Annotated in this window: 16 protein-coding genes and 1 tRNA gene; 12 read left to right on the top strand and 5 right to left on the bottom strand. The window is 56.9% G+C overall.

All coding sequences use genetic code 11. The features are described 5' to 3' along the window. Nucleotides 1-153: 153 nt before the first annotated feature. The 4 genes from ASS64_RS14475 (at nt 154) to ASS64_RS14465 (ending at nt 4,430) form a co-directional block, all read left to right on the top strand. A tRNA-Leu gene (locus ASS64_RS14475) sits at nt 154-240 on the top strand. Between the two features lie 216 nt (nt 241-456). Next, nucleotides 457-657 carry an AlpA family phage regulatory protein gene (locus tag ASS64_RS17130; RefSeq protein WP_083508396.1) on the top strand — a complete coding sequence of 67 codons (201 nt, stop codon included), beginning with the start codon at nt 457-459 and terminating at the stop codon, nt 655-657. Nucleotides 658-965: 308 nt separating this feature from the next. Further along, entirely contained in the window at nt 966-1,925 is a 960-nt protein-coding gene (locus ASS64_RS14470; RefSeq protein ID WP_067695973.1) for an AAA family ATPase, read from the top strand. A gap of 6 nt (nt 1,926-1,931) precedes the next feature. After that, nucleotides 1,932-4,430, top strand: coding sequence for a S8 family peptidase (locus ASS64_RS14465; protein WP_083508395.1), 2,499 nt, complete (start codon nt 1,932-1,934; stop codon nt 4,428-4,430). Nucleotides 4,431-4,592: 162 nt separating this feature from the next. Here ASS64_RS14465 and ASS64_RS14460 read toward each other — a convergent pair whose 3' ends face one another. Further along, nucleotides 4,593-5,369, bottom strand: coding sequence for a DUF4145 domain-containing protein (locus ASS64_RS14460; protein WP_083508394.1), 777 nt, complete (start codon nt 5,367-5,369; stop codon nt 4,593-4,595). Nucleotides 5,370-5,782: 413 nt separating this feature from the next. Here ASS64_RS14460 and ASS64_RS14455 point away from each other — a divergent pair, with 413 nt between their 5' ends. The 3 genes from ASS64_RS14455 (at nt 5,783) to ASS64_RS14445 (ending at nt 9,557) form a co-directional block, all read left to right on the top strand. Further along, nucleotides 5,783-6,301, top strand: coding sequence for a hypothetical protein (locus ASS64_RS14455; RefSeq protein WP_067695963.1), 519 nt, complete (start codon nt 5,783-5,785; stop codon nt 6,299-6,301). 1 nt (nt 6,302) lies between these two features. Continuing rightward, on the top strand, nt 6,303-8,459 hold the full coding sequence (locus ASS64_RS16880; RefSeq protein WP_067695960.1) for a type IV secretory system conjugative DNA transfer family protein: 2,157 nt from the start codon (nt 6,303-6,305) through the stop codon (nt 8,457-8,459). A 123-nt stretch (nt 8,460-8,582) separates the two neighbouring features. Continuing rightward, the gene (locus ASS64_RS14445; RefSeq protein WP_198147727.1) at nt 8,583-9,557 is read left to right on the top strand and encodes a replication-relaxation family protein; all 975 of its coding nucleotides are present in this window, start codon (nt 8,583-8,585) and stop codon (nt 9,555-9,557) included. Here ASS64_RS14445 and ASS64_RS14440 read toward each other — a convergent pair. Next, nucleotides 9,554-10,018 carry a hypothetical protein gene (locus ASS64_RS14440; protein WP_157075210.1) on the bottom strand — a complete coding sequence of 155 codons (465 nt, stop codon included), beginning with the start codon at nt 10,016-10,018 and terminating at the stop codon, nt 9,554-9,556. The two genes, ASS64_RS14445 and ASS64_RS14440, sit on opposite strands and share 4 nt — an antisense overlap. A gap of 122 nt (nt 10,019-10,140) precedes the next feature. On the opposite strand from ASS64_RS14440, the gene ASS64_RS14435 reads away from it, so the two are divergent. Both ASS64_RS14435 and ASS64_RS14430 read left to right on the top strand, forming a co-directional pair. Next, nucleotides 10,141-10,899: a hypothetical protein gene (locus ASS64_RS14435; RefSeq protein ID WP_157075209.1), complete on the top strand. Its 759-nt coding sequence runs from the start codon at nt 10,141-10,143 to the stop codon at nt 10,897-10,899. Continuing rightward, entirely contained in the window at nt 10,896-12,290 is a 1,395-nt protein-coding gene (locus ASS64_RS14430) for an MFS transporter (protein ID WP_067695950.1), read from the top strand. Before ASS64_RS14435 ends, ASS64_RS14430 begins: the two co-directional genes overlap by 4 nt. A gap of 11 nt (nt 12,291-12,301) precedes the next feature. Here ASS64_RS14430 and ASS64_RS14425 read toward each other — a convergent pair whose 3' ends face one another. Next, entirely contained in the window at nt 12,302-12,634 is a 333-nt protein-coding gene (locus ASS64_RS14425) for a DUF3768 domain-containing protein (RefSeq protein ID WP_067695947.1), read from the bottom strand. A 299-nt stretch (nt 12,635-12,933) separates the two neighbouring features. Here ASS64_RS14425 and ASS64_RS14420 point away from each other — a divergent pair, with 299 nt between their 5' ends. Further along, entirely contained in the window at nt 12,934-14,655 is a 1,722-nt protein-coding gene (locus ASS64_RS14420) for a ParB/RepB/Spo0J family partition protein (RefSeq protein ID WP_067696234.1), read from the top strand. An 82-nt stretch (nt 14,656-14,737) separates the two neighbouring features. Here ASS64_RS14420 and ASS64_RS14415 read toward each other — a convergent pair whose 3' ends face one another. Continuing rightward, entirely contained in the window at nt 14,738-15,214 is a 477-nt protein-coding gene (locus tag ASS64_RS14415; protein ID WP_067695944.1) for a hypothetical protein, read from the bottom strand. Continuing rightward, complete coding sequence (locus tag ASS64_RS14410; RefSeq protein WP_067695941.1) at nt 15,201-15,554, bottom strand: helix-turn-helix transcriptional regulator; 354 nt, start codon at nt 15,552-15,554, stop codon at nt 15,201-15,203. The genes ASS64_RS14415 and ASS64_RS14410 overlap by 14 nt, the downstream gene beginning before the upstream one ends. A 346-nt stretch (nt 15,555-15,900) precedes the next feature. On the opposite strand from ASS64_RS14410, the gene ASS64_RS14405 reads away from it, so the two are divergent. Both ASS64_RS14405 and ASS64_RS14400 read left to right on the top strand, forming a co-directional pair. Further along, entirely contained in the window at nt 15,901-17,058 is a 1,158-nt protein-coding gene (locus tag ASS64_RS14405) for a type IV secretory system conjugative DNA transfer family protein (RefSeq protein WP_067695939.1), read from the top strand. A 202-nt stretch (nt 17,059-17,260) separates the two neighbouring features. Continuing rightward, nucleotides 17,261-18,769 carry a recombinase family protein gene (locus ASS64_RS14400; protein ID WP_067695936.1) on the top strand — a complete coding sequence of 503 codons (1,509 nt, stop codon included), beginning with the start codon at nt 17,261-17,263 and terminating at the stop codon, nt 18,767-18,769. Nucleotides 18,770-18,825 lie beyond the last annotated feature (56 nt).

The following is an 18,825-nucleotide window of genomic DNA, read 5'->3' as shown; positions in this document are numbered from 1 at the left end:
AAGGTGAGATCGTCGCTGCGCCCCTTGCCTCAACCCTTGCCTGCCCGCAAGCGTTCCGGCAGATGCGAAAGGCGTTGACAGGACTCGCAGTGCTTCGCTAGTGGCGCGCCCCTACCCGTGGCCGGCCTTCGACGACCGGCCAGCGACAAGTGTGCCCAGATGGCGGAATTGGTAGACGCACCGTCTTCAGGTGGCGGCGCCCGCAAGGGCGTGGAGGTTCGAGTCCTCTTCTGGGCACCATTTCTCTACAAAAATAGCAATAATTCAGACAGTTGTGAGGTGGCCTGTTTTCAGGCCCACCTTTCGGTCCACCCCAATGAACGCGAAGTGTCGCGCAGCGATGTTCTTGCATGCGCGACTCATTTGGCGACATCCCCCGATCCTGATAGCGTCATGCTCGCCTGGGTATTGTCGTAAACCAGGGCATCGCGATGCTCTCTTCATGGGAACATCGTGATGAGGATACTATCGAAGCGTCAGCTCAAGGAGCTTGTTCTGTACTCCCCGCAGCACATCGCACGACTGGAAAAGGCCGGGCAATTCCCCAAGCGGGTAAACCTAGGTCCTTGCAGAGTGGGGTGGGTTGAGGAGGAAGTGCTCGACTGGCTCCAGCAACGACTGGACCGCCGAGATGCGCCTAGCCGACACTCCTCTTGAAGGAGCGGGTGATCGGGCTTGCAAGCCCGATCACCCAATGGCTGGTTCGGGCCGATTGCAGAATGTCTGGTTTGGCAACAAGCAGCGCGAAAGCGGACGCTACGGCAAACTAAACTAGGCCGCACTACCTTCGGCATCCCTCAAGGAAGACTGGCTTGTCGTCGGCCTGAAACTCTGGACAGGATTACCTTTGCTCTTGCTATTGCAACGAGGATGATTCACTCCCTGCAAAAGCGTCGTTGTGCGCGACAATCAACACGTTTGTTCGTCAGAAATTTTCTGGCGGCGGATGGTGCTAACGGGCAAACATGGCGAAAGCTGATCAGATCAAGGCATTGATCTCCTCGCACCTTAAGAAGGACGAGGAACGGTTCCGCACGATCGCGTTACAGCTCGCCGCAACCGAGGCGCGGCGCGGACATACCAGCCTGGCCGAGGACATTCGAAAACTAGTCGATTCGACAGCGCAACGATCGCTGAAGCTGGTTTCGGTCAGTCCCGAATTGTCCGACCTTTTGATCGAGCAAGAGCCAGCTGCCAACCATGCCTCGCTGGTCGTCGCCGACCGCATTGAGGAAAAACTGTCGCGGATCGTTGCCGAGCATCGGCAAGCGCCGAAGCTCGCGAACTTTGGAATGCGAAACCGTCGCAAGATCCTGCTCGCAGGTCCTCCGGGAACCGGCAAAACAATGACCGCCTCAGTTCTTGCTCGGCGCACGGGGCTGCCATTCTTTGTTGTCCAGGTTGATCGCCTCTTCACTCGCTACCTTGGAGAGACAAACGCAAAGCTGAGGCAGGTTTTCGCTGTTATTCGAGAGCGTCCAGCAGTCTATCTCTTCGATGAATTCGACACGCTTGGCACAGCCCGCGGCAGCGAAAATGACGTAGGCGAAATGCGCCGTGTGCTTAACGCACTCCTGCAGTTCATTGAAGAGGATCGGTCTGAAGGGTTGATCGTGGCGGCAACGAACAATGTCGGATCGCTCGATCCCGCTCTCTTCCGGCGATTCGACGATATCCTCCAGTATGGGCATCCCGATCGCAACGCGATCGAAGCAGTATTACGCAACCGGCTGGCGACATTTATAGGGCGGTTCAAACTCGGCCCTGTTCTGGCAGTGGCCAAGGGTCTGAGCCACGCCGAAATAACGGAAGCTTGCAACGACGCGATCAAGGATGCGATCCTGGCTGATCGAAGGTCAGTTACGCAGAAGGCGCTCATTATCGCGCTGCGTGATCGCAAGGGGGTCTACGGCGACCCTGAATAACCCGAGATGGCAGACCTTGATTTCCCGCACCTTTTCTTGCCAACCGGACCGGATGCGATAGAGTATCGCAATCCTGCGGGCGGTGGCGGCGAGTTTGATTTGCCGGGCGGCCGACAACGGCAAACCCACGCTGACCGACTTCGCGCGGCATTCGATGGCGCCTGGTCCGAAGCGGCAACTGAACGCGGCGAGAGACAGGGGGTCGCCCTTCCCACCAAGGACGGCGCCTATCTCGAACTTGAGAGCGCGCCAGGTTTCGATCTAAGAACGACAAGCCTAGAGGATCGCGGCGCGGGTATTGAGCTTCTTAATGTTCGCGACTCTCACAACGAAAACGGCGACCCGATCACGCGAGCGACGATCTACATACCCAGCGGGAAGCATGTCCGGTTGATCAACAAAATTCAACGCTATCGTGATGAGAATACCGCCAGCGACAAGCCAAAAAACCAGAAGTTGGTCGAAAGCATCGAGGCAATCAGACGCGCGGTACTGCAATCTTTCTGGTACGATCCGATTGACTTTCTACCCACGAGCGAAGCGCGCGCATGGTGTGAAGTCTGGCTAATCGCGACCGACGCGACACGCGAGGAAGTCGAGGCGGCGCTTCGTGACACGGCCGCCATTCTCGACGTACCCATCCAAGATGGCGCGATTCATTTTGTCGAACGCACGGTTGTCCTCGCGCATGCGACATCCGATGAGCTTGAGGAACTGCTCGCCGCGTCGCCTCACATCGCCGAATTTCGCAGAGGTAAGGAAACCGCGGCTTTCTGGACCGATTTGCCGAATGCTGATCAGGCCGCTTGGGTCGATACACTTGTTCCGCGGCTGTCTGTTTCACCAGAAACGCAGGTCTCCGTCTGCGTTATCGACACGGGGGTCAACAATGGTCACCCCCTTCTCGCACCGATCATGGCCGATGGCCAATGCGACAGCGTGGATGCAGCATGGGGTACCGCTGACGATCACGGCCACGGAACAGGGATGGTCGGCACAGTGGCTTTCGGTCAGGATCTAGCCTTTCATCTGCATGCCGATACACCTGTTACGCTTTCGCATCGCGTCGAATCTGTGAAGCTTATCCGCCAGCCTGGGGAGCAAGCGGACCCACGCCTCCACGGCGAGCGAACGCTTCAAGCCATGGCGCGCGGTACGCTGATCGATCCTGACGCCAGACGCGTGTTCTGTCTGGCCGTAACTAGTGAGGATGGGCGCGATCGAGGGCGCCCTTCTTCATGGTCTGGTGCGATCGACAACGCCATTTTTGGAACCAACGACGACCAACCCAAACTCTGCGTGGTTGCGGGTGGAAACGTCCGCGATCCGAGTGAATGGCAGGCTTATCCCGACGCCAATTTCACCATCTCGATACATGACCCCGGACAAGCCTGGAACGCCCTGACCGTCGGGGCATCAACGTTTCTCGATTTTATTGAAGATCCCGAACTATCTGCCAACTACACCCCACTAGCTTCAGCAGGCCAGATCTCTCCATATTCGACTTCGTCACGAACCTGGGCGGCCGAACAGCGCTGGCCCAACAAGCCCGATATCGTGCTTGAAGGCGGCAATGTCGCGGTCGACGCATCGGGTTTCGGGTCACAGTTCGACGACTTGTCGCTTTTGACCATCGGGCACCGACCGCAGGACGCCCTGCTCGGTGCAAATTTCGCAACTAGCGGCGCAGCAGGGCTTGCAGCTCAGATGTGCGGCCGACTTTGGGATGCCTACCCCAGTGCTTGGCCAGAGACCATTCGCGGATTGCTCGTACATTCGGCGGCGTGGCCCGAAGCGATGATAGCCCAGCTTACATCGCCGGACGCCAGCGCCACCGCCAACATGGTCAATCTACTGCGAATGGCTGGCTACGGTGTCCCGGATTTCGCCCGTGCACTGCAATCTGCCGCCAGCTCGTTGACACTCATCGCGGAACAGGAAATCCAGCCCTTCGAAAAGGCCGTGTCATCCAATCGGGCCAAGGATATGCATCTCTACCGCCTACCCTGGCCCGTTGGCGCTCTCGATGATTTGCCCGCAGACGCACCTGTACGTATTGACGTGACGCTTTCATATTTCGTCGAACCAGCACCTGGTGAGAAGGGCTGGCGAGATAAATACAAATATCGCTCACACGGACTTGATTTCAATATAAAGAAACCAACCGAGAGTGACCACGATTTCGTCACCCGCCTCAATAGTGCAGCGCGGGCCGATGACGGCGATTACGGCGGATCAAGTGTCAGCTGGGCAATCGGGTCGCAAAAGGGCCGCTCTCACGGTTCAATCCACCGCGACTGGGTGACTATGCCTGCAATTGAGGCGCGGGAGTGCAATTTGCTCGGGATATTTCCCCGATCAGGTTGGTGGAAGGAGCGTCCGCATCTCGGCAGGGTCGAAGCTAACGCTCGCTATTCATTGATCGTTTCTGTCACTACCCAAAACCAAGAGATCGACCTTTACACCCCGATCGCGCAGCTCATTGCTTCGCAGATTGAGACCTAATGAATTCTTCTTCTCGAGCCGTCGCGTGGAGCTATTTCGAAGGTCCACTTTCGAGATTATTTCCTAAGCGGCTTAATCGCTGAGATTAGGGCGCAACTTAGACGCGCCATGGGCCGATACGTTTACAGACTTTCTCGCCTCACTGCGTGTGGCTTGAGTGACTTACGACTTGGGCTTCTTCGATTTTAATTTCCCCGCCTTCGCATTGATTGTCTTCGAGTCGTAGATACCCGTCAGTACAAATTCGAGTACGTCCACCGCGTCAAAGAGGTCGGCGTCCTCGACGTCCTCAATACCGTGGGTGCCAAGATTTCCGATGTTGCGTAGGCCCTGCAGCTGATCCTTGTGGGCTGAGCCGCTGGCGAAAGAATCGATCCGCTCATGAAGACTCATACGGTGCATTTTGCCCGCTTTCTTACCTTTGGTCAGCAACCGTTCTTTGGGAACACCTTGGTCATCGAGAAGACGTTCGACAGCGGTGCGAAGTCTAGAGACACACGCAGAGACGTCCGTCCAGTACATGCGGAAGGCGAGCTCAAGTTGCTCCTTCACTCTTTTAGGGACGCTGTCAGAAACTCGAAAAAGCGGCGGAGCCGGAAATACCGCTTGGATGCGCAAAACTTCCTCATACGCCCCTGTGGAGGTGCCACCGGGCAAATCTACGTCGGCCTCGACAACTTCAATGTCGCCGATCATATGGATGACTTCCCCGCAAGTGGCTTCGTCGCACCTCATGCTCGCCGACCAACGTTCCGTTGCGAAGACGAAATCCCACTCATCGGGATTCTTCTCACGCCAGTCTGAGACGTGCTTTGGTTCCAACGACACCAGGCCGTTCTTCACTAGCTTAATCTTGCCATTAGCGCAGTGCGGACAGGGCAGCCCAGGAAGATCATTCCTCGGTGTAAGTCGTTGCCAAGTTTGGCGCTGGATGGGCATTTGGTCGCTTCCCCTAGTTAATCCAACCGTACCGATCCTCGTCTCCAACGCGGAATGACTCTCTGCACGTTCGGCAGCGATCTCGCCCTCCTACTGCCGCCATCAACGGCGTGGCAGATTCTGAGATCGTGCCGATCAAGGCTGAAAGACCAGGATGCGCGCGAAACAGATTTCCTGTATCCCCACTAGCTCCGGTTCTCGATCCCCACACATAGTTTCTCATAGCTCAACACTGCAAATCTCTTCGCGATGGGGATCGTCCGCGACTTCAGAATATCCTCTCACTCATTATTGAATTCTCGGGCGAGGATATTCCTAGAAGCACGAGCGAATATTGTGAAATCGCTTGACCGTTGGAAATGATCTACGCAATTTTTTCTGCGGGACGTGAACACGGGTGTTGGGGGAATGTGATGGAGCTGCTTTTCAAGAGAGAACAGACGACTGGAAGCGTAGGGCGGGTTAACTTCAAACTGTGGGGCAAGCTTGAAGTCACTCAAGACGAACAGGCGCTCATCAGACGATATCGATTCGATGAATCCATCCTCATCGGCGCGGATGATCGTCACCTGTTGCGCGGTGCGGTCAGGCTCGGCGCAATTGTGTTCGTAATCGCCGCGCTTCTCCTGACCTATCTCTCCTCAAGCGGCATCACGGGGTTGGTTGGCGGCCTCGCCGTCGGCGCAGGCGCTGGTTATTGGCATATGAACGAGAAGCGCGAGACGATCTTCGTGAAAGATCTTCTCCATGGTCGCCACTTCACATGCGAAAGCGTCATCGAGCTCGCCAAGAAGGAAGCCTGGCTTGAAGGCGCCTGCGAGATGTTTCGCCAGGTCATGGAAAGCGCCAAGCATTGGGACGGCGTTGAACGCCATACGATCGAGCCACTGCCGAAGGAGCTCGCGCGAGAAATGATCCTGCGGGCGTTCTGATATGGTCTGGCGCGTTGGAGCGTTGGTTCATTCCTTGGTACGTGGTCTGTTCAAGCCAAGTGAAGCGGAATTGGTGCACCGAGAGCGGAACGAGGTCGAAAGCCTGTTCCAGCAAGCGGGTGTCGCCGATCAGGCGGGACGATCTCGACTGATGGGAGCGATTGGGAATGCGGTGGCCGACCGCCTCGGCATTCCGCCCACCCACGATCAGGTCCTCCTGATCCAGGCTTTGGTGGCCGAGGTGTTTTCATACGAAGGCCTGTTCGTCCTGCCCGAAGTGGATTGGGCGGCGGAGCGCACGATTGCCGAGCTGTGGGACATCAGGGAGGAACTGACCCGCCAGCGCGGCTTCGTGGCTGACTTTGAGGCGAACTGTGAACTCCTGGAGCTGGCCTTCACATCAATTCTTGGGCCGCTCTATGAAGCCTGTCCGGCCTTGCTGAAACAGTCCGAGCACCGTGACGGCATCACCGTCCCAACCAGTCTGCTCCGCAATGTCGACGATATTGGTACCGTGACGCAATTGATGCTTGGCGTTGCCTTCTCTGAAGAGCTGTCCGAACGAGGATTGCTGGCGCGTCTATCGCAGCGCCTTGAGCGCAACCTGATCGTAGCGTCTGGCGGCAATCCCGACGACCCGCGAGGGTTCAATCGCACCCCGAAGCTGCCCGAGCAATTCGATGCCAAGTCGCCGGTGCAGCTTGTTTCCACCTATCTTGGCGGCACACCGTTGTTACCGTTGTTCGATCAGACGCTCGACTTCACCATCCCGACCAAAGCCCGCTTTGAGCATCACCATATCGTGGCCGGTTCCGGGCACGGCAAAACCCAGACCCTGCAATACCTGATTGCGAATGATCTCGAGGCCGTGGCCAAAGGCGAGCGCACAGTCGTTGTGCTCGATAGCCAGGGCGACCTGATCCGCACCATCGCCAGTCTGAAAGAGTTTGCACCCGGCGAGCCACTCGATGAGCGTGTGGTCATCATCGACCCCAGCGACGTGGAATGGCCGGTGTCCCTCAATCTCTTCGATGTCGGGATGGAGCGCCTGTCCGGCTATGCGCCGCTGGAGCGTGAGCGGCTGACCAACTCCATTCTCGAACTGTATGACTTCGTGCTCGGCACATTGCTCGACGCGCAGATGACGCAGAAGCAGAATGTGATCTTTCGCTACGTCACGCGGTTGATGCTCCACATACCCGACGCGACCATCCACACGCTTCGTCAATTGATGGAACCGGGCAGCGAGAAGAAGTTCGCACCGCACATCCGCAAACTCTCCGGCACGGCCCGTCATTTCTTCGATACCGAATTCACCTCCCGCGAGTTTGACCAGACCAAGAAACAGGTGCTGCGTCGCCTATGGGGTATTCTCGAAAACCAGACCTTCGAGCGGATGTTTTCGCATCCGCGGTCGAAGCTCGACCTCTTCACCGAAATGAACGCGGGTAAGGTGATCCTCATCAACACGGCGAAGGATTTGCTCAAGGAGCAAGGCACCGAAATCTTCGGGCGGTTCTTCATCGCCATGATAGCGCAGGCGGCTCAGGAGCGCGCCACTCTGCCAGAGCACAAGCGCACCCCGACCATCGTCTACGTCGATGAGGCCCAAGACTACTTCGACCGGAACATCGGTCTGATCCTGTCGCAGGCCCGCAAATACAATGTGGGGATGGTGCTAGCACACCAGTATCTCGGCCAGCTTGAACCGAAATTGCAGGAGGCCTTTTCCGCCAATACGGCAATTAAGTTTGCCGGTGGTGTATCCGCCAAGGATGCCCGCGCTCTCGCGCCGATGATGTATTGCGGCCCTGAACTGATCGAGGCGCAACCCAAGGGCAGCTTTGCCGCCCATGTGCGTGGGCAGACCAAGGGAGCGGTGCCGTTATCATTCCCATTCGGACATATGGAAGCCCTGCCTAAGATGAAGAAGGCCGAGCGCAATGCGCTGCGACAGCGAATGCGCGACCTGTATGCCAACCACTGCTCTGCCTTGGGTGATACCGAAGCGCAGGCCTGTGACGAACCTGAGGCAGATGGATCAACCACTTCGCCGGAAGCCTCGTCAAAGAGCAATTCCAGCAAGAACAACGAGGGCAGCACTCCACCAAAGGAGCAGCCTGGTCACATCGACACCGATGCCGGGGACAAATGGTGAAGAAGTTACCGTGCACATGGCAGGGCATGGCTGACTAAAGCTCGCCAATCCGCGACATAGCGCACGGAGACAGGCGGCATATCTCTGCATAGATCGATGACCCTCGCAACTGGAGGGTCATTCATGTCTGACAGAACCGATACCTTGGGACGCAGAACACGGCTATCGCCTAGTCCAACCGGCAAGCGAGTTTCGCCGACAGAGCGCGACCTGCGCTGGTTTGCTGCCCTGGCCGAGCATGGGCCGCTGCCCAGTTCGTTCCTCCTCGCATTTGGCGGTGACAGACACCGCAGCGAGAAGCGCGCCCGCGAGCGCCTGACCGACCTTTTCCATGAAGACAATACGCCGCATGCCGGAACGTATCTCGCGCGGCCAGCGCAGCAGTTCCGCACCATCGACAGCCGATACAACCAGCTTGTCTATGACCTCACGCCCGCCTCAACTGTCGCCCTAATGGAAGCTGGCATGGCTAACCACCGGCAACGGTCAGGCCCTTGGCTCCATAATCACATGGTGGCTTGCGTCACGGCCAGCATCGAGTTGGCCTGCCTTACGCTCCCCAACATTAGATACATTCCGCAAAGTACAATTCTCTCACGGGCGAATGCTGAGCTGCGCTGGACGACGAACATCGCCGATCCCAGCACCGGCGCGACCTTCACCAAGGATTTGCTGCCAGATGCCGTTTTTGGTCTGGAGTACCTAACCGATCAGGGAACACGCTATCGTTTTTTCGCCGTCGAGGCTGACAGGGCGACCGAACCGGCTACCTCAAGCAATTTCCAACGCAAGAGCTTTGAGCGGCATCTGCTCCAGTACACCGCTTATCTTGAGGGCGGCGGATATCGGCAACACCTCAATTTAACCGCGCCGATGTTGGTGCTGAATGTGACAACCAGTAGGGAACGGGTCGAGCGATTGTTATCGTATACACGTAAGTTCTTTCCAGATGGCAACAACTATCAGCTCTTCACGGCCTGGGATGCGTTTGGGGTAGTCTGGACACCACCTGATCCCAATCCAGCCCTGCTCACAGCGGATTGGCGAACGGCCACCGGAACATTTCGCCCTGGCGAGCTTCAGGAAGCAGCGGGCTAGTTGAAATGATTCTGCATCAAGCCCTTGATTTCCTGCAGGCGCCGCAACGAATTGGATGCCCCAGATGAGCTGTCACCAAATGAAGTGAACATGATGTCGACGGTCCGCATGTCCTGCCGCAAGGTGAATGCCATCTGGACGCTGAATGCCCTACCGATCATCGTCTGCCCAAAATTGGGCTGGTCAGACAGATTCACGGTCCGGTTGCGATCACTCCCTCCAGTCCACTGATAACCGTTCTGCTCCCCAATATTGATCATGCCCTGCTTGAAGCTAGCAAAGCTCGTCACCTGCCTGTCGAGTACGATCGTGTCTTCTGTTTGGAACTGGCCTCCAGCACCAGCGAATGTGGCGCAAGCGCCAAGCATCAAAGCCAAAATCGCAACTAGAAACGCGCGCATATTATCCCCCAACGGTAGATTGCAGCCAATGATTGCGAGACTATTCTCTGCCTCGCTCACTGACATCTATCGCCCAGCTGCGGCTTGACCGTTCTCAGTTTTATGCGAAAAAATGAGAACGGGTTTCCGTCGGGCGCATTCCAGGCCGACAGTCGCATGTAGGAGGGGGTGTGCGGTTTTTCTTGGACTCAAAGCTCACATTCGAGCTGTTCGAACAGAAGTTCGGGGGCATCGAGAATTTCGCTGAGGAATGGTCGATCCACGCTCTCAGACATGAGGGCACCGCCAATCCTTCTCGCAGCTCGAAGACAATATACAAATGGATCGCCAACGGCATGCCCAAGGCAGAAGATACCTTTCTCAGCTTCTTTGGTGCGCTCGACGCCGACCCGATCTCCCTCATTGATCTGGAGAAAAGCCAATTCCGCAAGCATTTTGGACGACTGCGACAAGCGATACTCTTGGGGGGCATCAATATCGGTGGTTTCAGACCGCTAATGTATCTTTTGAGACCCAGTCCGCAGTGGCCAGATGAAACTTTAACGGGCAAGTATTTCCGCAGGCGGTGGGCTACGCAGGATTTTCTCCATGAGGCCGAGCATGTAAAGAACCTGGATGTGACGATCCGTATTCAGGGCGATCCGGAACAGCCAAGGGAGTGGCCGCGCGCATTCCACGTTGCCTATCGTCGGCTCACAAATGCTGACGGATTGTGGCGACCATTTGGAACAATCCTGACTCGAAATTCAGAGGCGATCCTGGTGCATGAGAACGGTGCCATCGGGAACGCAGCATTAGGGTTCGGGTCCGGGCATCGCATCGACTTCAAGACATTCTTCGGCCCCAGTCCTGCCGAATTCCGCGTGGCGTCGTTGCATCCCTTCGAGGCTACGCTCGACCTTTACGACGACCCCAACGTCACACTCCAGTTTGCTGGATGAGCCGACCGACCGACCCCGCAGAGCCAACACGCTGGCGACGGGCAGCCTACGGTCTGGGTGACCTCGGGTTCAATCTCTACTGGTCGACCGTTAGCTTCTATATCCTCTATTTCTATACGGATGTTCTGGGACTTTCTGGCAAGGTCGCGGGTCTGATTTTCCTTGTTGCCATGCTGTGGGACGCCGTCACCGATCCTGTGATTGGTATCTTGGCACAGCGCACACGGTCGCGTTGGGGAAGCTATCGGCCATACATCCTGTTCGGAGCCGTCCCTCTTGCATTGTCGCTCGTGCTCGTTTTCCTCGACCCCGGACTGGAGGGTGCTGCGTTGGTCGTCTTCGCGCTCGCATCCCACATGGTCTTCCGGACCGCCTACACCGTCGTGAACATCCCATACAGTGCCCTGTCTGCCAGGATTACTCGATCCACCGAGATTAGGAATGAGCTCGCCGCGTGGCGCATTGCCCTTGCAACCATCGGGACGTCTTTTGTCGCCTACTCAACTCTCAAGCTGGTTGGCCACTTTGGCGATGGTGACGAACCGTTCGGATTTGTTGTTACAATGAGCCTCTTTGCCGGAATCTCGCTTCCGGTGTTCCTCATCCTTTTCGCAAGCGTGCGTGAAGGGGAGATGCCAGCGATTGGCACTTCGAGGCCCGACTTTTGGGGAGCGTTTTCGAGCCTTGGCCGCAACAAGCCATTCCTGGTCATTCTGGGAGCGACGATATTCGCAACGCTGGGCGGTGTTCTGGTCAGCAAGCTGCTCGTCTATTACTTCAAGTACACTCTTGGCGACGAAACCGCTGTTGGTCTTGTATTTGCGGCAAACTCGATTGTCATCCTCTTTTCAGCTCCGTTATGGGCTTATGTGACGAGCAAGACCTCGAAGCGCTTCGTTTGGCGCGCTGGCGCACTTGTTTCGATCACAGCATCGCTCTTGTTGTATGCCAACCAGCGCGAAACCATCCCGGTAGTGGTGGCCATCGCCGCTCTATCATCTGTCGGTTCGGCAGCAGCCTATCTCACATTCTGGTCCGCAATCCCCGATACGGTTGAATACGGTGAGATGCGCTGCAGACGCCGCGATGAATCGCTCACTTTCGGGGTGATGAGCTTCGTGCAGAAGTCCAGCTATGGTGTCGCGGCGGCATTAGCGGGAGTTTTCATCGACCTGATAGGGTACCAAGCCAACGCTCAGCAGGGTCAGGCAACGCTTGATGCATTAAAATTCGGAATGACCCTGCTGCCCGCAGGACTAGTGTTTGTAGCCTTTCTCATTATCGGCGGTTACCGATTGGACAGTCCGACATACGAACGGGTACTGAGAATCTTGGAAGCCCGAAAGACTTCCTCATCGACGAAAAAAGACACCGCCGAGGCGGTGCCATGAAGGGCTGGGCATCAGTATTCTGAAGCCAGCATGATGGTGAGGACGCGGCGTGTGGCGTCCGGATCTGACGGGTCTTCGCTACCGGACATCATGTCCGGTCCATAGTAGTCGATCTTCCAGAAGATCCGCTCACCGTCTTGGTCGAACGCACCGAAGTCGTGTTCGCCATGCGGGTCATTGTCGTGATCGAACTGATCGAAGTCCGACACCCTAGCGGCTATGGCTTGCATGGCCGTTTCGCCCAGTGATTGAATACCAGGCGTGATTAGAATGTCGCCGCCGAGGCCAGAACGACGGAAGCGGTCGTTCAAGCGCCGGATGAGTTCGGTCTTCTCCTTGTCCATGAAATGCTCTCCTGCAAAATCCGGCAACAAGAAGTGCGGCCGGAGCCGTGCAGGTGAGCTGTGCGGCCATGATACCATGGCCGCGCCTTTGTTTGCTTGATGGAAAACACCAAGGGCGCTGCCCTTTCGTTTTCCAAAGCATGAAATGCATGGGCCGTGACTCACCCGACTGCGTCGGGCTGCGTCCGCACCACCCCGAGGCATTTCACGCTTTCCTTTCCCCATCCCGTTCTCGCCGAAGGGCAGGGCCGATGGCCGTTTTGGCCATCACCCCGGGCATAAAGGAAAGGACCTGTCCCATGACCATCACCACCATCGCCCCCGCAGACTTGAAACTGTCACCGCTCAATGTTCGCAAGTCGAAGCGCCAGCATATCAAAGCCTTGGCCGACGACATCGCCGCGCATGGCGTGATCCATAACCTCGTCGCCTACAAACACGGAAAGGGCTTTGCCGTGGTAGCGGGTGGGCGGCGGTTAGAGGCAATCCGCTTGCTCCAAAAGGAGGGCCGTTTGCCGGATGATTTCGCGGTGCCGGTCTCGATCCGGTCAAAGAAAGAAGCGGTCGAACTCTCGCTTGCCGAGAACCAGTCACGCGACGACATGCACCCTGCCGATGCCATCGAGGCCTATGGCAAGCTGGCAGCGGATGGGCTGGCCAGTGACGACATCGCGGCGCGCTTTGGCGTTACTCCTGCCCATGTGAACCGCATCCTGTCACTGGCCGACCTGCATCCTGATATTCGCGCTGCGCTGGCCAAGGACGACATCGGGCTGGACGCGGCCAAGGCCTACACGCTGACCGACGATCAAGAACGACAGCTTCGCCTGTTCGGTGAATTCGGCAACAGTGCGCACATGGTGCGCAACGCGCTCACCGATGACAAGATCGCCACCGACAGCGCGCTGTTCGATCTTGTGCCCTTGGCGCAATACATCGAAGCAGGTGGAACGATCACCCGCGACCTGTTCAGCGGTGACGAGGGCGGCTTTGCCGACACTGCTGATCTGGTGTGGTCACTGGTGCAACAGCGATTAGAAGCCGTGCGCGAGGAATGGCTGGCGGACGGATGGCCGGAGGTTGAGATCGTCGAGCGTCAGCCCGACAACTTCTATTCGCTCAATCACATTCGGCCCCAAGGCTTGCGCGATCTGACCGAGGCAGAAGGTGCGCGACTTTCGGAACTGGAGGGCAAGGCGGAAGCCATCACCGAGGCGGACTCCGAAGCAGAGGTTTGGAACAATGCCGAGCTACGCGCCATCGACGACGAACTTGGCGGAATTGAGAAAGCCCGTCGCTACTACACCGACGAGCAGAAGGCCGATGCAAAGGTCATCATGTTCCTTGGATACAATGGTGCGCTCACCATTCAGCCCATGTGTTTGCGTAAGGCCAAGCGGAGCAAGAAGGCGGACGATCGCAAACCCGAGCGATTCAGCCGCAAGCTGGCCGAGGCCATGCACCGTATCAAATTGCTGGTCGTGCGAGAGGCCGTGGCCAGCAGTCCTGAATTTGCCTTCGATCTTATGCTTGCCGCTTTGATCGAGGATCGCCTCGCCTATGGCATCAATTCACCTTTGGCGCTGCGCACCAATGTCAGACCGGTGCAGGTGGATGAGAACTTGCTCGCTGGAGTCACGATGATCGATGTTGAGGAAGAGGCCGATAAGAGTCTGGCAGTGTTGAACCGCGAGAATGTGCTCGAGCAACTCGCATCGTTGGACGCGGCTAAGAAGCGGGATTTGTTCGCTTGCTTGATTGCTGTCTTGATCGACCCCAGCAGCGCTCTGCCCGCCGATATCTTACAGCGTCTTGGCATCGACATGTCGGCCAAATGGCGGCCCGACAAGGCTTTCTTTGCGCGCATGACCAAGGCGTCCTTGCTCGACCTCTTGCGCGAAGAATGCGATGAAGCCGCTGCCCAGAATTGCCACAAGCTGGCGAAGCCCGAACTTGCCGAAGAAGTAGCCCGGCGACTATCTGAGAACGGTTGGTTGCCGCCTCTCTTGCACGGCGCATGATGCCGCTTCCTGCCTCCGGCACTGGCCGGAGGCAGGAAAAAGCAGCGCCTCGTTGCGCTGCTTGGATTAAGAACAGAAGGAACTACATTTTGCTCGCTGGGAGCATGGCCCCTCCTTGCATGGCATGGTGGCCGAGCGCCAAGGCTTCGAACAATACCATGTGATAAGGTTCGCGGTCACAGAACGAACGCTTCGGAATTTTCTCTGCAAACTCCGGATGGTGGCGCGCCAGATAGACGGCCTCGTCGTAGCGGGTGCGAAAGAGCTTTTCCCGCTTGAGAGACAAAAGCAACGCTTTGGAATTCTCAGACTCACTCTTGATTGCCGCCAAGAGGGCTTGAGCCTGCGCGCCTTTTCGCGTTCCCGCTGCAACGTCTTCCATGACGATGAAATTCGGAACCAGCAGGTCGATGAACTCGCGCGCGAAGTCTGCCACTTCGTCAGGACTTGTTGCGGCCCGTTTCGATGTTTGCCAGGTGGCAATCTGCCCGTCCTCGATAAACACGAAACTGACCCTGCGGTATCCGGCGGCGAACGCCAGATAGCTAAGACCGTGCATGGTGCTGGGTTAAGGCGGCGGTCAGCTCCCTATCCAGTCGTTTCAGCGTACTATCTCGATTAAGATTTGACCCTGCATTCTCCGCCGTTTCCGGCAAATCCGGCAGATTGCGAAATAACGCTTCGCGGGCTGATTGCATGATACCTTGGTACACTTGGGTGAAGCTTCGATTGTATATGATCGATAGCCTGCACATCTGCTCGATGGTTGGCGGCATCGCACCGGTTTCAAGGGCTGCGACGTCCTTGCTGCCAAGCTCCAGCAATATACAAAGATCTTGCTGTGACAGACCTGCCTTACGGCGGGCTGCGCACAGATCATGCGCAAATTGTGTGAACATGATTGGTTGGATTAAACTTGTAATGTCCTTTCCCAGAGTAGCGCGCTTGCGCTCGCCGCTCTAGTACGCCTCAAAGCCCCAATCCCCATATTCGTGGAAGCAATAGCCGCTCTGCTGGCACTGCCTACTTCCGACGCTGTGTGAGGCGCGCACGCTCCTTCGGAAAGGTTGTCACCTTTCCGATTGGTGCCACACACAGCGTCGGAGGTAATACCAGCGTCACGGCCCTGACAGGAAGGCTACCGCGCTCCAAGACGGGTCGTCTAGTCCGCCTGCTTACCACACCACATGGCATAGTGTGCAGGCGTACTAGCCGACTTGTGCCAGCCTCCCGCAAAATGCCCGTATGACTTCACCCATCACACTCGGCATGGCCGATACCCGCCACGGCCCGTGCCGCTTCGGGATCAACCTAACCGATCGCCTCAATCACCAATATGTGATCGGCCAGACTGGAACCGGAAAATCGACCCTACTCGCCAATATGGCAATACAGGACGCTAATTTGGGCCACGGCATCTGCCTGATTGACCCGCACGGTGATCTTGCCGATGAGCTGGCTGCTATCATCAAGGTGCCGCTGATCCATTGGCGCGTCGGCGATCCCGACTGCCCATATGGCTACAATCCGATTTCCCGCGTTCCGCAAAGTCTGCGCCCGCTGGTGGCCTCCGGCTTTGTGGAGACCTTGAAGAAGCAGTGGCAGGACAGCTGGGGCCCGCGCATGGAGCATCTCCTCAGGCAGGCGGTCCTGGCCCTACTCGATCAGCCATCGGCGAGCATGGCCGACATCGTGCGTCTCTATATCGACAAGAGCTACCGGCAAGGCGTCGTTGCCAGGCTTTTCGATCCGCAGCTGCGAGCATTCTGGCGCCATGAATTTCCGCGCATGAACTACCTCACCGCAATCGATGGCGTCGCGCCGATCGCGAACAAAGTCGGCGCCTTCCTGGCGAACCCCCAAGTCCGCGCATCATTATGCGAGCCTGCTAGACCTATCCGTTTCCGAAAGGCGATGGATCAGGGGCAGACTATTCTCGTGAGTCTCGCCAAAGGGCGGGTTGGTGCCGACATCGCCAATGTCGTCGGCGGACTGGTTATGACCAACGTGCTCAATGCGGCAATGACCCGCCATGACACGCCTGCCGATCTGCGAAGACCGTTCTTTCTCTATGCCGACGAGTTTCATGCCTTCACCACCGCCAGTGCCGCAGACCTGTTGTCCGAAGCGCGCAAATATGGGCTTGGCTTCATCGCCAGCCACCAGCACCTGTCTCAAGCTGATCGGGCGGTTGTGGACGCAGTTATCGGCAACGCCGGCACAATTCTCTCTCTGCGCATCGGGGCACAAGATGCACCACTGATCGCACGGCAGTTTGGCGACATCGAGCCACACTACTTTGCACAATTGCCGAATTATCGCGGCTTCGCGCAGCTCATGATCGATGGCCACAAGCGCAAACCATTCTCATTTCGAACACTACCGCCTGCCACGAATGTGTGAGTTTGCGACTGCGGGCGGACTAGCGCGTGCCACGCCCAGCCCGATAAGATTCAGAGATGGATGAACGAGATTATCTTGAGGAATACCTGTTGTTGTGCCGTCGGATTTACGAACGGCATGTTCGGGAAGGCACCTGGCCCTGGCCTGAAGATTCGACGGATTGTTCAGATATGATAGATTCGGGGCATAACCCTGAAAAATCATGAAAAACTACTTTGCGTACATTCGTGTCTCAACCGTCAAACAAGGCGAGGGCGTTAGCCTAGAAGCACAGAAGGAGGCGATCACAGCATTCGCTGCTCGCCATAACCTCACGATCACCAATTGGTTCGAGGAAAAGGAGACTGCCGCCAAGCAGGGCCGACCAATCTTCAACCAGATGATCAAGGCCTTACGGAAACGCGAAGCTGACGGCCTGATCGTGCACAAACTCGACCGCCTGACGCGAAATCTTACAGAATATGCTCGCATCGGCGAATTGATCGACGAAGGCATGATCGTTCACACCGCAATTGACAGCCTCGATGTGCAGTCACGCGGCGGCAGGCTCACTGCGGAAATTCAGGCGGTAATCGCTGCTGATTATGTGCGCAACCTGCGGGAGGAAACCATCAAAGGGCTGAATGGTCGGCTCAAGCAGGGGTTTTATCCCTTCCGCGCTCCAATCGGTTACATCGACAACGGCAAGGGCCAGTACAAGACATTTGATCCAGTCCGCGCTCCGCTCGTTCGCCACGCTTTTGAACTCTATGCCAGCGGGAATTTCTCACTCCGCGTCCTGCTTGCTGAGATGCAACGCCTTGGCTTGCAAAGCCGCAATGGAAAAACACTCACCCTGACCGGGCTGGATACGATGCTGGCTAATCCGTTCTACTGCGGCGTCATTCATATCAAGCGAACTGGCAAAACATTCCAGGGCGGCCATGAGAAGCTCATCTCGCCCGCCCTGTTCAAGCGGGTGCAGGAAATCAAATCCAACCGCTGTCGCCCGAAGGTGACCAAACACAACCATCTCTATCGCGGCCTGTTTCGCTGTGCATTCTGCAATGGGGCAATGGTGCCTGAGCTGCAACGGGGCCACTGCTATTATCGCTGCCGAACGCCGCAATGCCTCACCAAATGCGTTCGTGAAGATGGCCTTTCAGGTGCGTTGTTTAAATGTCTCCAGCCCTTCGAGCTTTCCGACGAGCAAATAAGGCGAGCGGGAGAGATCGTTGGAAAATGGGCGGCATCCGAACCCGACCAGGATGGTCAGAAGGCATCTCAGCTGGAACTGGTCAAGCTGGTCGAGCGCAAGGACCGCCTGACCGACGCATTGTTGGACCGTCTCATCGAGAAGCCAGAATACGAGCGGCGCATGCGCCGTCTGGCGCTTGAAGAAGCGCAGCTCCGAGACAGCATGGCAAATAAGGTGACGCCAGCCAAAAAAGCCGAACGCTTCCGAAGAATGTGCGAACGCCTGAAAAGCCTTCAAACTAGCCGTGAATTGGCCAATCGAATGGAAGAGCGTCAATTGCTCGAAATCGCCACCGCGAACAGGCTCATAGAAGGACAAAAGGTAATGTTAGAGCCGCGAAAATGGGTCTTGGAGACCCATCGTGCGGTTGGTGTCCTCTGTGGTGCCCCAGCCAGTGACACAGAGCGAACACTGTCAAAGCTGTTCGAGATAGCCGACAAAGAAGGGAGCGGTCTGTTGGAAGCTTCTAATTGACTGCGTTCTCACAAATTACGCCAAAAGTGAGATTTGTAGTTCCCGTCCCACGCTAA

Origin of the sequence: Erythrobacter sp. AP23 (assembly GCF_001542855.1) — a bacterium.
Lineage (GTDB): Bacteria > Pseudomonadota > Alphaproteobacteria > Sphingomonadales > Sphingomonadaceae > Qipengyuania.
Note: the sequence above shows the minus strand (reverse complement) of the source record. Positions and strands in the feature narration are given on the sequence as shown.

What these genes read in the sequence shown, in the direction of transcription:
- ASS64_RS17130 (WP_083508396.1), top strand. Translation starts at nt 457, where the DNA reads ATGAGGATACTATCGAAGCGTCAGCTCAAGGAGCTTGTTCTGTACTCC.
- ASS64_RS14470 (WP_067695973.1), top strand. Translation starts at nt 966, where the DNA reads ATGGCGAAAGCTGATCAGATCAAGGCATTGATCTCCTCGCACCTTAAG.
- ASS64_RS14465 (WP_083508395.1), top strand. Translation starts at nt 1,932, where the DNA reads ATGGCAGACCTTGATTTCCCGCACCTTTTCTTGCCAACCGGACCGGAT.
- ASS64_RS14460 (WP_083508394.1), bottom strand. Translation starts at nt 5,369, where the DNA reads ATGCCCATCCAGCGCCAAACTTGGCAACGACTTACACCGAGGAATGAT.
- ASS64_RS14455 (WP_067695963.1), top strand. Translation starts at nt 5,783, where the DNA reads ATGGAGCTGCTTTTCAAGAGAGAACAGACGACTGGAAGCGTAGGGCGG.
- ASS64_RS16880 (WP_067695960.1), top strand. Translation starts at nt 6,303, where the DNA reads ATGGTCTGGCGCGTTGGAGCGTTGGTTCATTCCTTGGTACGTGGTCTG.
- ASS64_RS14445 (WP_198147727.1), top strand. Translation starts at nt 8,583, where the DNA reads ATGTCTGACAGAACCGATACCTTGGGACGCAGAACACGGCTATCGCCT.
- ASS64_RS14430 (WP_067695950.1), top strand. Translation starts at nt 10,896, where the DNA reads ATGAGCCGACCGACCGACCCCGCAGAGCCAACACGCTGGCGACGGGCA.
- ASS64_RS14425 (WP_067695947.1), bottom strand. Translation starts at nt 12,634, where the DNA reads ATGGACAAGGAGAAGACCGAACTCATCCGGCGCTTGAACGACCGCTTC.
- ASS64_RS14420 (WP_067696234.1), top strand. Translation starts at nt 12,934, where the DNA reads ATGACCATCACCACCATCGCCCCCGCAGACTTGAAACTGTCACCGCTC.
- ASS64_RS14415 (WP_067695944.1), bottom strand. Translation starts at nt 15,214, where the DNA reads ATGCACGGTCTTAGCTATCTGGCGTTCGCCGCCGGATACCGCAGGGTC.
- ASS64_RS14410 (WP_067695941.1), bottom strand. Translation starts at nt 15,554, where the DNA reads ATGTTCACACAATTTGCGCATGATCTGTGCGCAGCCCGCCGTAAGGCA.
- ASS64_RS14405 (WP_067695939.1), top strand. Translation starts at nt 15,901, where the DNA reads ATGACTTCACCCATCACACTCGGCATGGCCGATACCCGCCACGGCCCG.
- ASS64_RS14400 (WP_067695936.1), top strand. Translation starts at nt 17,261, where the DNA reads ATGAAAAACTACTTTGCGTACATTCGTGTCTCAACCGTCAAACAAGGC.